This window comes from Vibrio diazotrophicus (assembly GCF_038452265.1).
Classification (GTDB): Bacteria; Pseudomonadota; Gammaproteobacteria; order Enterobacterales; family Vibrionaceae; genus Vibrio; species Vibrio diazotrophicus.
Genome location: NZ_CP151842.1, coordinates 2,984,638 through 2,998,897 on the forward strand (window position 1 = coordinate 2,984,638; position 14,260 = coordinate 2,998,897).

At 44.2% G+C, this 14,260-nt stretch carries 11 protein-coding genes and 9 tRNA genes; 3 read left to right on the forward strand and 17 right to left on the reverse strand.

The annotated features are described in order from the left end of the window. Positions 1 to 2: 2 nt before the first annotated feature. The 7 genes from hflK to tsaE all read right to left on the reverse strand — a co-directional run bounded on the left by hflK (position 3) and on the right by tsaE (position 8,162). Positions 3 to 1,205 (reverse strand): FtsH protease activity modulator HflK, encoded by a 1,203-nt coding sequence (gene hflK / locus AAGA51_RS13800; RefSeq protein ID WP_042490238.1) that lies wholly within the window; start codon positions 1,203 to 1,205, stop codon positions 3 to 5. Between the two features lie 45 nt (positions 1,206 to 1,250). Continuing rightward, positions 1,251 to 2,540, reverse strand: coding sequence for a ribosome rescue GTPase HflX (gene hflX, locus AAGA51_RS13805; RefSeq protein WP_042490237.1), 1,290 nt, complete (start codon positions 2,538 to 2,540; stop codon positions 1,251 to 1,253). A gap of 38 nt (positions 2,541 to 2,578) precedes the next feature. Further along, complete coding sequence (hfq, locus tag AAGA51_RS13810) at positions 2,579 to 2,842, reverse strand: RNA chaperone Hfq (protein WP_042490235.1); 264 nt, start codon at positions 2,840 to 2,842, stop codon at positions 2,579 to 2,581. A gap of 192 nt (positions 2,843 to 3,034) precedes the next feature. Further along, a complete protein-coding gene (miaA, locus tag AAGA51_RS13815) occupies positions 3,035 to 3,967 on the reverse strand; it encodes a tRNA (adenosine(37)-N6)-dimethylallyltransferase MiaA (RefSeq protein ID WP_042490234.1) in 933 nt (310 codons plus the stop codon). 9 nt (positions 3,968 to 3,976) lie between these two features. Continuing rightward, positions 3,977 to 5,977: a DNA mismatch repair endonuclease MutL gene (mutL, locus tag AAGA51_RS13820; protein WP_042490233.1), complete on the reverse strand. Its 2,001-nt coding sequence runs from the start codon at positions 5,975 to 5,977 to the stop codon at positions 3,977 to 3,979. 8 nt (positions 5,978 to 5,985) lie between these two features. Further along, on the reverse strand, positions 5,986 to 7,704 hold the full coding sequence (locus AAGA51_RS13825) for a LysM peptidoglycan-binding domain-containing protein (RefSeq protein WP_042490232.1): 1,719 nt from the start codon (positions 7,702 to 7,704) through the stop codon (positions 5,986 to 5,988). Next, positions 7,698 to 8,162, reverse strand: a complete 465-nt coding sequence (tsaE, locus tag AAGA51_RS13830) for a tRNA (adenosine(37)-N6)-threonylcarbamoyltransferase complex ATPase subunit type 1 TsaE (RefSeq protein WP_042490231.1) — start codon at positions 8,160 to 8,162, stop codon at positions 7,698 to 7,700. The genes AAGA51_RS13825 and tsaE overlap by 7 nt, the downstream gene beginning before the upstream one ends. A gap of 265 nt (positions 8,163 to 8,427) precedes the next feature. On the opposite strand from tsaE, the gene queG reads away from it, so the two are divergent. Continuing rightward, positions 8,428 to 9,540 carry a tRNA epoxyqueuosine(34) reductase QueG gene (queG, locus tag AAGA51_RS13835; RefSeq protein ID WP_042490230.1) on the forward strand — a complete coding sequence of 371 codons (1,113 nt, stop codon included), beginning with the start codon at positions 8,428 to 8,430 and terminating at the stop codon, positions 9,538 to 9,540. Between the two features lie 593 nt (positions 9,541 to 10,133). On the opposite strand, the gene AAGA51_RS13840 is transcribed toward queG, so the two are convergent. The 9 genes from AAGA51_RS13840 to AAGA51_RS13880 all read right to left on the reverse strand — a co-directional run bounded on the left by AAGA51_RS13840 (position 10,134) and on the right by AAGA51_RS13880 (position 11,283). Further along, positions 10,134 to 10,210 (reverse strand) — tRNA-Met (locus tag AAGA51_RS13840). A gap of 61 nt (positions 10,211 to 10,271) precedes the next feature. Further along, positions 10,272 to 10,347, reverse strand: a tRNA-Gly gene (locus AAGA51_RS13845). 33 nt (positions 10,348 to 10,380) lie between these two features. Next, positions 10,381 to 10,457: transfer RNA gene (locus tag AAGA51_RS13850), tRNA-Met, on the reverse strand. Positions 10,458 to 10,606: 149 nt separating this feature from the next. Beyond that, a tRNA-Gly gene (locus AAGA51_RS13855) sits at positions 10,607 to 10,682 on the reverse strand. Between the two features lie 33 nt (positions 10,683 to 10,715). Beyond that, positions 10,716 to 10,792: transfer RNA gene (locus AAGA51_RS13860), tRNA-Met, on the reverse strand. Positions 10,793 to 10,843: 51 nt separating this feature from the next. Continuing rightward, positions 10,844 to 10,919, reverse strand: a tRNA-Gly gene (locus tag AAGA51_RS13865). A gap of 49 nt (positions 10,920 to 10,968) precedes the next feature. Further along, a tRNA-Gly gene (locus tag AAGA51_RS13870) sits at positions 10,969 to 11,044 on the reverse strand. 33 nt (positions 11,045 to 11,077) lie between these two features. Beyond that, a tRNA-Met gene (locus AAGA51_RS13875) sits at positions 11,078 to 11,154 on the reverse strand. A gap of 53 nt (positions 11,155 to 11,207) precedes the next feature. Further along, positions 11,208 to 11,283, reverse strand: a tRNA-Gly gene (locus AAGA51_RS13880). 384 nt (positions 11,284 to 11,667) lie between these two features. On the opposite strand from AAGA51_RS13880, the gene AAGA51_RS13885 reads away from it, so the two are divergent. Then, positions 11,668 to 12,360 (forward strand): hypothetical protein, encoded by a 693-nt coding sequence (locus tag AAGA51_RS13885; RefSeq protein WP_042490225.1) that lies wholly within the window; start codon positions 11,668 to 11,670, stop codon positions 12,358 to 12,360. Positions 12,361 to 12,403: 43 nt separating this feature from the next. Here AAGA51_RS13885 and orn read toward each other — a convergent pair whose 3' ends face one another. Then, a complete protein-coding gene (orn, locus tag AAGA51_RS13890; protein WP_042490222.1) occupies positions 12,404 to 12,949 on the reverse strand; it encodes an oligoribonuclease in 546 nt (181 codons plus the stop codon). A 165-nt stretch (positions 12,950 to 13,114) separates the two neighbouring features. On the opposite strand from orn, the gene rsgA reads away from it, so the two are divergent. Continuing rightward, positions 13,115 to 14,176, forward strand: coding sequence for a small ribosomal subunit biogenesis GTPase RsgA (gene rsgA, locus AAGA51_RS13895; protein ID WP_042490219.1), 1,062 nt, complete (start codon positions 13,115 to 13,117; stop codon positions 14,174 to 14,176). The last annotated feature ends 84 nt before the right edge of the window (positions 14,177 to 14,260 follow it).

The window sequence follows — 14,260 nt, forward strand, 5'->3', positions numbered from 1 at the left end:
AATTAGTATCTCCCTTGACGTGAAGTAGTTGAACGATTTTGAGTATCGGTCTCGTTATCTGTAGCTGTACGTTGAGACTCTAACTCAATGTGGTCATAAGTCGCTGAAGACTTGTCTGAACGTTTGGTCGGCGTTGTTTGTTGACCTACTAACTTATCCATTGGCAAGTAAAGCAGATTACCGCTTGATTCAGAGTCAATCAGCACTTTAGAAGTATTGCTGTACACTTCTTCCATCGTGTCTAGATACATACGGTTACGTGTAACTTCAGGTGCCGCTTTGTATTCAGGTAACAGTTTTTCAAACTGAGCAACTTGACCCAATGATTCGTTAACTACTCGCTCACTATAACCCAACGCTTCTTTTTTCAGACGTTCTGCACGACCAGTCGCTTTAGGAAGAATCTCGTTTTTGTAAGCTTCTGCTTCACGAATGAAACGCTCTTCATCCTCACGAGCCGCAATCGCATCGTCAAAGGCATCTTTAACTTGCTCTGGCGGACGAGCAGACTGGAAGTTCACGTCAACAATCATTAAGCCCATATCGTAGCTATCAATGACTTGATTTAGCGTCTCTTGAGTGCTTTGACGAATTTGTTGGCGGCCACTTGTCAGGATGCTATCCATCAATGAGTCACCAATCACCGCACGTAGCGCTGAATCTGTCGCTTGGCGTAAGCTGTCGTCAGCATTGGTCACACGGTATAAATACTTGAACGGGTCAGCAACACGGTATTGAACATCCATTGCTACCGTCACAACGTTCTCATCTTTAGTCAACATAAGACCTGATGCACGCATTGAACGGATTGCCTGAATGTTTACTGGTGTAACTTCATCAATAAAGCGAGGACGCCAGTTCAGACCTGGGTCAACAATACGGTCGTATTTACCTAGTCGTAAAACCACGCCGCGCTCAGCTTCGCTGATGGTATAGAAACCAGCAAAGAACCAGATAGCAATAGCGATAACTGCGATAACACCAAAACCAATGGCACCACCACCAGGGAAAGAAGGCCCTTTACCGCTTCCACCTTTGTTACCAAATTTTCCGCCCAGTTTTTGACTTAGCTTGTTAAATACTTCGTCCAAATCTGGCGGACCTTGCTCACGGCCGCCTTTGTCACCACGATTATTGTTATTACCCCAAGGGTCATTATCGCGGCCATTGTTGCCGTTGTTATTTCCGGGCTCATTCCACGCCATTAGAAAGCTCCATCATTTGATATGACGTTATACTTTAGCAGTCCTTTAAGTAACTATAAAGTCACGTAAAACTGCCTCTTCTCTTTTTTCTAGTCTAGACCAATCTACTTGCTGCATACGAATAGATATCAGCAAATTGCCATCAGAATCATACTCTTCGTCTTGAATGCACTTCATTTGGAAGAACGTACTGCGAATTCTACCTTGATGTTGTGGTGGAACACACAATCTGTATTCAACTATTTGGCTAGCCAGACGCTCTGTCAGAGCTTGGAATAGCAGATCAATGCCTAAACCATCCATCGCCGAAATCCATACGGTTCTCGGCAAACCTTCATCATCTCTTTCAATGCGAGGTTCTTGAACGTCTAGATTGTCAATCTTGTTCATGACTAGCAGGGTTGGCACTTCGTTAGCGTCAATCTCCTGTAACACATCATTTACAGCTTGAATATTCTCACGAAAACGGTCATCGCTGGCATCAACAACATGTAACAAAATGTCAGCTTCTTGCGTTTCTTGTAACGTCGCCTTAAATGCCGCTACCAAATCATGCGGTAGATGACGAATAAACCCTACAGTATCAGCCAAGATTGCAGGGCCGACATCCTTGAGTTCAATTTTTCTAAGCGTAGGGTCCAGCGTTGCAAACAATTGGTCTGCAGCATATACCCCAGCTTCAGTGATTCGGTTAAATAGGGTCGATTTACCCGCGTTGGTATAACCAACCAATGACACCGTAGGTATCTCTGCACGGGTTCTAGCACGCCTACCTTGCTCACGCTGCTTAGCTACTCGATCTAAACGGCGCAAAATCGCTTTAATACGTTCACGCAGTAAACGTCTGTCGGTCTCTAACTGAGTTTCACCCGGTCCACGTAAACCGATACCACCTTTCTGACGCTCCAAGTGAGTCCAACCACGAATCAAACGAGTCGAGATGTGACGTAACTGAGCTAACTCAACTTGCAACTTACCTTCATGGGTACGAGCGCGTTGAGCAAAGATATCGAGGATCAAACCCGTTCTGTCTATGACACGACACTGGCAAAGATGTTCGAGGTTACGTTCTTGGGCAGGAGAAAGAGAATGGTTAAAGATCACGACATCTGCTTCTGTCGCTTGAACCGCTTGTGCGATCTCTTGGGCTTTACCTTCACCAACATAATATTTAGGGTGAGGAGATTGACGACTTCCTGTTACAACTTGAAGTGTCTCTACTCCTGCAGAAGATACCAGCATTTGACACTCGCTGAGATCTTCCCATTCACCCTGTTGCGTGAAGTTGATATGAACAAGTACGGCTCGCTCACCGGCTTCATAACGGTCAAACAAGCTATCAACTCCTTAATAAATATAGCTTTATGTTACTATTAATCTTCTGATTTCTCTGAAGGACGATCTGAAGGAGAACGCTCTGCAGTGTGGTGACTTACTGGACGAGCAGGTACCACAGTAGAAATTGCGTGCTTGTAAACCATTTGGTTAACAGTGTTCTTCAGTAGGATCACAAATTGATCGAAAGACTCAATTTGGCCTTGTAGCTTAATGCCGTTAACCAGATAGATAGACACTGGAATACGCTCGCGACGTAATGCATTTAAGAATGGGTCTTGTAGAGATTGCCCCTTAGCCATTTTATTTTCCTTATTTGTATTTTGTTGTAGTTATTTAGCTAGCGGTGCACTAAAAGTCTGTGCAGACCATGCCTATGAGCTAAATGAATAAAACCCCGTTGTTACTAGATATGGTGATAAAAACACCAAAAACAAGTAACGATCCCTGACAGGGTAAATTACGCAAAAGCGATCACATTATACACAGCGAAATCAATCTAACGCTATGGCATTTGAAACTGTTTCGAATGCAAGATCAATGTTTTCACTATCTAACCAAGTTAGATCATCCCAGCTGCGCAACCAAGTGATCTGGCGCTTGGCCAATTGACGGGTTGCACAGACTCCACGAAAGATCGCTTCATCTAAAGTACAGTTCCCATCTAAATAGTCCCACATCTGTCTGTAGCCAACACATCGAATCGACGGCAGATCAGGATGAAGATCTTTTCGAGCATAGAGTGCTTTCATTTCATCTTCAAATCCATTCTCAACCATTTTTTCGAATCTTAGCTCAATTCGACGATGGAGCTCTGCCCTTTCCTTGGGTGCTATTGCAAACTGCTTAACTCGAAATGGAAGTGGTTCTCCTTTCGTTTTAGTCAGCTCAGTTAGAGTTTTACCTGAAATTCGATAAACTTCCAATGCCCGTGACAATCTTTGTGGATCATTTGGGTGGATTCTCTCAGCAGAAACCGGATCGATTGCTTTTAACTGGTCATGCAAAGCATCCCAACCCAGTTCGATCGCTTCTTTTTCAATCTGTTGACGAATTTCTGGATCCGCCGCCGGAAGTGGCGATAACCCCTCCAACAGCGCTTTGTAATAAAGCATTGTGCCGCCCACCAGCAGTGGGATCTTGCCCTCGGCAACGATGTCGTTCATTTCTTTTAGTGCATCGCGTCTAAAATCCGCAGCAGAATAAGATTCACTCGGATCCAAAATATCAATTAAGCGATGCGGAGCAAGTTCTTGCTCGCGAGCGTCAGGCTTCGCTGTACCAATATCCATACCTTTATAAATCAAAGCCGAATCGACACTGATGATTTCAATCGGGTACTTTTGGCGCAGGCGTATTGCCAGCTCTGTTTTGCCCGATGCGGTTGGCCCCATAAGAAACAGAGCTAAAGGTAATTGTTTGGTCATGAGTTTTGCTTAAATGTTTAATGCTTGGATAGTCGCTGTAAAATCTACAGGCTTAACAAAATGAGCATCATGCAAAGGCAACTTGCCTTGCCATAACTGCTCTAATTCAGCAATCAACTGAATCGCTTCAGACAAAGTGTAGCTGGATTTGTTCACGGTCACATGATCACTTAACCACTGAGCGAGCACTTGAGTATCAAGCTCACTTTCAGCCTGCGCTAAGTTTGAAGCGGCGTAAGATAACAGATCTTCAACTAAATTTTGTAAGTTTTGCTGGCGCAATGGTTGGGGCACACCCATCAACATGACGCTTTGTGCTGAGCGACGCTGAAACTCAATACCAAACCTAGCAAATACAGCCTGATAATGCTCTAAGGCTGAAACTTCTTGTGACGATATTTTTAGTGATAACGGGACGAGCAGCGGCTGGCTTTTTAACGCCCCTTGCTCAACATTCAGTTGCCCAAGCACTTTGAACCATTCCGCTTTGTGCAGTGAGATCAGAACACAACCACTAGGGGAGTTCATCAGCAAATATCGCTCTTGAACAATAGAGATCGCTTTGCCCAGTTGCTCAATAAGCACAGGTTCGAGAGAAGATTGAGAAGAACCTGTTATTTCAAGCTCGCGTTTATCAACGTTGTTTACCGGTGCAGTTGCTGGCTTTTCAGTATGCTCAGGTGTTTTCATTAATTCCTGATAGGCATAAACCTCAGCTTTGCTCGGCGATTTAGAAAGCACTCTCTCCTGAGACGATTTACTCTTCGCTCTATCGGATTCCATCCACTCACTACGTTGCGCATTTTCTCGCACCTGATAGGAATCGCTTTGTGGTGAATAACTTCGCTCTGAACTCGCCTTTCTTGGATAGGCCGGTGAATTCTCGACCGCTTGCCTAGCTCTTTCCGCAGCCTCTTCAGACCGCTTGACGGGTTCTTGAGTATCTTGCGTATGATTCAGTTCGTCAGGAGAGTGGAACGCTCCCTCATTAATGCTTGGAGCATCAATATGCTGACTCTCAGCCAACGCGCTGCTTAACGCTTGATAAATAAAATCATGCACTAAACGAGCTTGATGGAATCGCACTTCGTGTTTAGCAGGATGGACATTGACATCCACCTGATGAGGATCGATTTCGATATAAAGCACATAAGTAGCGAATTGATCCGCACGCAGACTACTTTCATAGCTTTGACGAATGGCATGATTGATCAACTTATCGCGCATCATGCGTCCGTTGACGTAGCAATACTGAATATCGCTTTGCTGACGGGCACCTTCAGGCGTCGTGATCCAACCATGCAAACGCAAGCCCTGATGCTCAAGCTCAATCTTCAGCATTGAACGAACAAAGGCGCTACCACACACTGCGGCGATGCGTTTTTCCGCCTGAATTTCTGTTTTGGCGGCTCGGTACTGACGCACCATTTTCCCGTTGTGTCGCAGGTTGAATGTCACATCAAAACGACTTAATGCAATGCGCTTCAGAAGTTCATCAATGTGAGTAAATTCGGTTTTCTCGGTACGCAGAAATTTTCGGCGAGCAGGAGTGTTGAAAAACAAATCCAGAACTTCAACCGTGGAACCAATGGGATGCGCTGCTGGTTGAAGCTTAACTTCCATCTCGCGCCCTTCGCTATAAGCGGACCAAGCTTCTTCTTGAGTAGCAGGACGCGAAGTCAGCGTTAAACGAGAAACAGAGCTGATACTAGCCAGCGCTTCGCCTCGGAACCCGAGGCTGATAATCGCTTCAAGATCATCCAAAGTATGGATTTTTGACGTCGCATGGCGACTCAACGCCAAACCAAGTTCCTCTTTTGCTATTCCACAACCGTTATCGCGGATACGAATAAGCTTAGCGCCACCCTTCTCGATATCGATATCGATTCGTGTAGCGCCAGAGTCTAAACTGTTTTCCACCAGCTCTTTCACTACTGATGCAGGTCTTTCCACTACCTCGCCCGCAGCGATTTGGTTTGCTAAACGGGCGGGTAATATTTGGATGGTCATAATCTTGATTACTTGTTTGGAATAATGAGCACTTGTCCGACGGCGAGCTGATCGGAGCGTAAATTGTTCGCTTTTCTGACACTATCAACATCGACGCCATACTGGCTAGATATCTTGCCTAAGTATTCGCCTCTTTTCACTGTATGTTTGCGTAAAGGCTTATCTTTCAGGCTCACCGTAATTCTCAATTTCTGCCCTAGTTTAAGAGTGTCAGATTTTAAACTGTTTTCACGCTTAATCTCAGCCACAGAAACTTTATAAGTACTGGCGATCTTACCCAAGTAATCACCTTTCGCGACCGTGTGGGTAATTGTTTCGGTTTCTACCGGATTAATCACGACAGGAACCGGAATCGGGCTTGAAATACCACCCGGAATAGTGATGACTTGTCCAACTGATAAACTGTTACTGGTTAATTTATTGGTTCGTTTAATCGCTTCAATGCTCGTGCCGTATTTGTGGGCAATAGCAGAGAGTGAATCGCCTCGCTGCACTTTGTATTTCTGAGTCTTATTACGATTCGCGAAAAGAGTTCCTTCTGGCGGGTTCTCTTCAAAATATTGGGTTATCGCCTTTGCAAGCGCACGAGCCAGTTTGTCTTGATGGCTACGTTGGAAGAGTAACTGCTCTTCAGTAGGGTTAGAGATAAACCCAGTTTCCACAAGAACTGAAGGAATATCCGGTGATTTCAGAACAGCAAGGCTGGCATTGACCGGATCAGCTTTGTGCAGGTGTGCCACTTTACCCATTTCGCTCAGGATGTTGGTAGCCACCTTGTAGCCTTCTTTTTGCGAATGGCTAAACTGTAAATCCAATAAGGTTTGGCTTACGTTTCGGTCACTGTTGTTCTTAGCTAATACCTGTCCAGCACCACCAAGCAACTCGGATTGCTGCTCATGATTCTCAACCCAACGGGCAATTTCTGTATTCGCACGACGTGTATTGAGAACGAACACAGAAGCTCCCCTCGGTTTCGGCGAGCTAAATGCGTCAGCGTGAATCGAAACCAACAAATGGGCTTTATTCTTACGAGCAATTTCGGAACGTTTATTGAGGTTAACGAAGTAATCTCCGCGACGGGTGAGCACACCTTTAATTCCCGGAACTGCATCCAACTGGTCAACTAACTTCTTTGAGATACTCAGTGTGGCATTCTTTTCGTATTTGCGAGTCGGGCCAATTGAACCTGGGTCTTCGCCACCATGTCCAGCGTCAATAGCAACGACAATATTGGCATTGCCATAAAATTGAGAGGCATCTCTGCTCACCTGAGTTGGAGAGCCAGAGCTAGAACTGCCTTGTGAAGAGACATCATCATGAGGTAGGTCAACGACCAGACGGTGCCCATATTGTCCGCCGGGAGTCGGCGCTAATGTGAATAGTTTAGCTGGGGATTTTTTCTTTAACTCAAACACCAGACGATAAGTGCCCTTGTCTGGAGGAGAACTGGCACGAATCTTCGTCAATACATCACTGTCCGTTACCTTCATCGGTAACTTGGATTTAGATGAGGTATTTTTAAGATCAATCACTAGCCTTTCGGGGCTAGTCAGAGTGAAATAGGTAAAACTAACTTCCGATTGAACATCTATCACCACTCGAGTTTCGTCTGGAGAGGGCCAAACACGAACCCCCTCTAGAACATTGGCACTCGCATTAGAAGTGATGAATGCTATCGCTAAAGTGAAAAAAACTACAAAAAGGCGCAGGCGCGATCCTATCAACATAACTCCAACTGACTCAGTAACGTACGTCCATAATCGTTATTAGCTGTCAGCAACGCTTGGCGTTGTTCACCATCGTAACGAATTTCAATATCTATATCCGATGTCGGCAATAGCCCTTGGCCTTTCTCTGGCCATTCCACCAAACAAATTGCATCGGCTGTAAAATAGTCGCGGATCCCCATGAACTCTAGTTCTTCAGGATCAGCCAAACGGTAAAGATCAAAGTGATAAACCTGCCAATCAGCCAATTGGTAAGGCTCAACCAGTGTATATGTTGGGCTTTTCACATTACCTTGATGGCCTAAAGCACGAATAAAACCACGGCTAAAAGTTGTTTTGCCAGCACCAAGATCTCCGTGCAAATAGAGGGTCGTTTGCTGAGAACACAACTTTGATAGCGCTGTGCCAAGTTTTACCGTCTCTTGCTCATCTTTTAAAATAAACGTCTTAGTGCTCATTCAATACTTTCTCAAATTCATCTCAGGATCGTTAGATCCCAATGACTATATAAAAACCAATAGAAACCGAATAGTAAACTGGTATCGAATTGAGAGACAAGATCTCTTGTGTAAGCAAACAGAAAAATGTCTGTATGAACTCGCTAAATAACGTAAAGATCCTATCTTTTTACCTTGAGTGGTTCGAGTTTGAACTAGATCCACTTGGTGAGATCCGTTAAGATCCGATCCCTTTTAGGCTATTAATCCTAGTACATACTTCGCCATGAACTATCAAGCACTCGCTGATCAAATAAAACAATGGGCTACTGAACTCGGTTTCGAGAAAGTAGGCATCTGCGATATTGATCTTCATGAGCATGAAGCGGCTCTGCAAAAGTGGTTAGATGCCGGATATCATGGCGAGATGGATTGGATGGCAAGGCACGGGATGATGCGTGCTCGCCCAGCGGAGCTTTTTCCTGGAACAATCCGAGTTATTAGTGCACGGATGAACTACCTGCCTCCACAAGCACAATTCGCTTCGAACTTGTCTGATCCGACTCAAGCCTATATAAGCCGATATGCTCTTGGACGTGACTATCACAAATTAGTTCGCAACCAATTGAAAAAACTCGGTGAAAAGATAGAAAAGGAAGTCGAAAAGTTAAGTTATCGTCCTTTTGTCGACTCAGCGCCAATCCTGGAACGCCCTCTTGCCCAAAAAGCAGGATTGGGTTGGACAGGTAAGCATTCGCTTATTCTCGACAAAGACGCTGGCTCTTGGTTTTTCCTTGGTGAACTATTGGTAGATATTCCTCTACCCGTGGATACACCGTCGGAAAATGAATGTGGCAAATGCAAAGCCTGCATCACCTCTTGCCCAACAGGTGCAATTATCGCTGATGGTATTGTCGACGCAAGGAAGTGCATCTCCTATCTCACCATAGAGTTCGACGGTATTATTCCTGAAGAATTTCGTACAGCGATGGGAAATCGTATTTATGGATGTGACGATTGTCAGCTCGTCTGCCCTTGGAATCGCTTTTCCGAACTCACGCAGAAAAAAGACTTTCATCGCAGAGAGTCTTTTGAATCACCAGATTTATTGAGTTTGTTCGCATGGGATGAAAAAACCTTCCTGCAAAAAATGGAAGGCTCTGCCATTCGAAGAATTGGTCATCTGCAATGGCAGAGAAATATAGCCATAGCACTAGGCAATGCTCCCTATTCGGAAAAAATTGTTTCTGCTTTAGAAAATGCTAAAGGTCAATCAGAGACTTTAGATGTGCACTTAAATTGGGCTATTGAAAAACAATTGGCGAATCTACCAAGCTCCATCGCGAGCCATCAAAGGCTAATTCGTATTATCGAGAAAGGTCTTCCGAGAGACGCCTAGTGAGCCAATAAACCATCCGATTACGCACAATTAATAAGCATATTCTTTGATACGGTTCTCAAAATGCACCAATGTGGAAAAAATTTTAAAGACGCGTCTATTTTTATATTTGAGAAAAGTTAGTCACATTAGCAGGAAATGATTAGGATCAATGAAAATACAGTTAATGATCGTTTTTTGACTGCCAACGTTAACATCAAGAACATTACATTTTCATTAAAATCATACAGTTAAGGAAAATCCCAGCTATTCGCACAATCTCTATTACCGCAAAAGATCCTACTAGCTCAAGCATTTTTTCTTGTAAAAAACAAATTATTCACTGAGTTATCCACATGAAAAATTTGTGGATAAGTCTGTTAATGAACAGTACAAAGAATGCCTGAACACACAGTATCAAAGGGATAAAGAGGCAAGTTTATGATTTGCGTTTATCTGGGGGTATTCTGCCTATGAAGATAGGAGAATTTCTTATTAGGGGGCTTATGCTTCACAGCATTATAGAAAGAGCATTGGCAGATTGCCAAATAATTGCAGTATTAAAAGAAAAAAAATCTGCGAACAAGCGCAGTTTACTTTTAATATTTTGAAATTGGTTGCGGGGGCCGGATTTGAACCGACGACCTTCGGGTTATGAGCCCGACGAGCTACCAAGCTGCTCCACCCCGCGTCCGTATTGTATCACCGTTAAGCACGATGAAGGCTTTTACTTTCTAATGAAAGAAAGAAACTGGAGCGACACACGAGGTTCGAACTCGTGACCTCAACCTTGGCAAGGTTGCGCTCTACCAACTGAGCTAGTGTCGCACGATTAACCGCATTTTGCGTTTAATCTAAATTTGGTTGCGGGAGCTGGATTTGAACCAACGACCTTCGGGTTATGAGCCCGACGAGCTACCAAGCTGCTCCATCCCGCGTCCGTATCATTGTTAAGCACAATGAGAGCTTTACTTTCTACTTAAAGAAAGGAATTTGTAGTGACACACGAGGTTTCCATTTCTTAACAAAAAGGCGTGACCTCAACCTTGGCAAGCTTGCGCTCTAAAGGGTGTGCAACTCTTCAAACTGGAGCGACACACGAGGTTCGAACTCGTGACCTCAACCTTGGCAAGGTTGCGCTCTACCAACTGAGCTAGTGTCGCACGATTAACCGCATTTTGCGTTTAATCTAAATTTGGTTGCGGGAGCTGGATTTGAACCAACGACCTTCGGGTTATGAGCCCGACGAGCTACCAAGCTGCTCCATCCCGCGTCCGTATCATTGTTAAGCACGATGAGAGCTTTACTTTCTAACTAGAGAAAGTGGAGCGACACACGAGGTTCGAACTCGTGACCTCAACCTTGGCAAGGTTGCGCTCTACCAACTGAGCTAGTGTCGCATGTCATTGTTCAGCACAATGAGAGCTTTCGCTTTCTAACTAAAGAAAGTGGAGCGACACACGAGGTTCGAACTCGTGACCTCAACCTTGGCAAGGTTGCGCTCTACCAACTGAGCTAGTGTCGCATGATTAACCGCATTTTGCGTTTAATCTAAATTTGGTTGCGGGAGCTGGATTTGAACCAACGACCTTCGGGTTATGAGCCCGACGAGCTACCAAGCTGCTCCATCCCGCGTCCGTAATCATTGTTAAGCACAATGAGAGCTTTCGCTTTCTAACTAGAGAAAGTGGAGCGACACACGAGGTTCGAACTCGTGACCTCAACCTTGGCAAGGTTGCGCTCTACCAACTGAGCTAGTGTCGCATCAACAACGTTTCCGTTGTTCAGGGCTGCGAATTATAAGAGCATTTTTGTGTGATGCAAGCCCTTATCGAAAAAAAAATTCTTTTTTTTATCGCTTGACTAAAAAGCATCCGCAAACAGCGCATTTTGCTTAAAAGACCACCAGTCTCGGTTAGTCATTTAAGGTTTCACTTAAATTCGAGCCCACGCATTATGCGAGATAAACCGTTATTCTGACAGAATTATTTGCAACTTATTTTGCGACCGACGTATTTTTAACCGTACAGCACTAAAATCTGCGTAAACTGACATTCGTAAAAGCTTCCATCTTTGAAAGCTTCTGACAAGGAAAGTAAAAAGGAAAATGGATTGAGAAAACTAATCCCTCAGCCACTCAAGCGTGAAATTTCACTACTGCTGGTGCTGATCACCACTTTTTTCTTCCTATCTGGTTGTGGCTCAATGCCAAAACCTATGCGCAATTTAGGGAAAAGTGATGTTGATTTTGTTATGGATGTTCACGCCAAACAGCAAAAACAAATGCTGATGGAATTGACTCGAAAACTTTACGTTCGAAATCCTTGGCAACTCAGAAAAAGTTCCGGCATGAGTGTGGACGCTCGTATGGCACAGATATTCGGTACCTACAATACGATTGAAATTCCCTCTTTGATTTTTGATGAACTAAACGGTGTCACTGGTATTGATGCGATTCTTCTTAGCTTCGATGAAAACTTTCAGGGAGACAGGGTTTTTGCCGCTATGGTTGGATTAACAGAGATGCTCAGGCGATCTTACAACCACCAGCAGGAATTTTTCATTATCGATTCATTAAATGAGCAATCCCTTTATAACAGCGCTCGTAACATTGAAATTTTTGTCTGGCGCCTCTATCAACGCAGAGACAGTAAAGGTGAGTTATTTCTGTTATCAAACCGCATGGGTGAATCAGATTACGACATCAGCTTTGATCGGTTGTTTTCCAAAATGGTGATTGTTCAGGACATGATGGCCTTGATCGTGGCCGATAAAACTAATCGTGGTATTACCAAAGTGGTTCAAAGTGTTGCTCAACTTGCCTTTCTACCCGTTCCATAATCAAACCGCAGCGATTGCTGCGGTTTGATTCATGTATATACGCTTAAATCGACATGATGGTTTGACGATAATACTTAAGCTCTGCGATTGATTCGCGAATATCATCCAACGCCAAGTGACTCCCCTTCTTAGAGAAACCGTCCAACACTTCAGGTTTCCAACGACGAGTCAGCTCTTTCAAAGTACTAACATCGATATAGCGGTAATGGAAATACTCTTCTAATTCCGGCATATGTTTATAGAGAAAACGGCGATCTTGTCCAATACTGTTACCGCAAATCGGTGATTTTCCGCGAGGAACCCATTTTTCTAGAAACTCGATAGTTTGTGCAACGGCTTGTTCTTCTGTCACTGAACTTTGGCGAATACGCTCTACCAGACCGCTACCTGTGTGCGTGTTGGTACACCAATCATCCATTTTGTCTAACTCTGACTCTGGTTGGTGAATCGCCAACACAGGACCTTCCGCTAGAATATTTAACTGACTATCGGTGACAATAGTGGCAATTTCGATGATTTTGTGAGCTTCAGGGTCTAAGCCAGTCATCTCTAAATCGATCCAAATAAGATTTTGATCGCTATAAGACATAAGTGAGTGCCTATATGGGTTTGTCGATAAAAGAGGTACTATACCCAAATTCAGATAGCCAAGAAACCTAGCTCAACGCATTTACTCAAATGTGTACAGCTTCAAATTTGGCACCAAACTCAATCAAATTCATCAGTACCATCGAATTCATAAAAGTAGATCATAGTGGCAAAGAAAAAAAAGCTAACTAAAGGCCAAGTGAGGCGAGTAAGAAACAACCAACATCGCAAACTCAAGCAAGAAGACTCCGTGCAATGGGAAGAATCGATGCTTGAAAGCGCAAAATTAGGCTTGGTTATTACTCGTTTTGGTCAACATGCTGACATTGAAGATCCGGAAACAGGAACGATTCATCGCTGCAACTTACGACGCGGCATTGAAAGTCTCGTCTCTGGTGACAAAGTGATTTGGCGACCGGGCAATGAAATTCTGGCGGGAATATCCGGCGTAGTTGAGGCTGTAGAACCTCGAACCTCAGTATTAACTCGCCCTGATTATTATGACGGTTTAAAACCAGTTGCTGCCAACGTTAATCAGATGATCATCGTCTCTTCTGTATTGCCTGAATTATCGCTCAACATCATTGACCGATACCTAATCGCTTCAGAAACACTGGAAATTGCGCCACTGATTGTCCTCAATAAGATTGATTTATTAACTGACGCTCAGCGCTTGCAGTATCAAGAGTCTCTGGCTGAGTATGAGCGCATCGGTTACGAGGTGCTTTACGTCAGTAAGCAAACTGGCGAAGGCATTAAGGCTTTGGAAGAGAAACTGCGCGATAAGATCAATATCTTCGTGGGTCAGTCAGGCGTGGGCAAATCCAGCTTAGTCAATGCACTAATGCCAGAATTAGCCGAGTCGGTAGAAGAAGGGGCTATCTCTGAAGCTTCAGGTTTAGGTCAACACACAACTACTGCGGCTCGTCTCTACCACATTCCATCTGGCGGTGACTTGATAGACTCTCCGGGAGTTCGTGAGTTTGGTTTATGGCATTTAGAAGCAGATGACATCACAAAAGCTTATGTGGAATTTCGTTCTTATTTAGGCGGTTGTAAATTCAGAGACTGTAAACACGGTGATGATCCTGGATGCATATTACGAGAAGCCGTTGAGAAAGGTGAAGTGAGCCGAACTCGATACGAGAACTATCACAGAATCATCGAAAGTATGGATGAAAACAAAGCCAATCGTCAGTACTCGCGTAATAAGAAAGCGGATCTGTAGCGATATTTTGTTGCCATTTATAACCAAGTTGCTGACACCTGTGGTGAATTTCAGTAACATCTCGCGCCCAAAGCATAAGGTTTG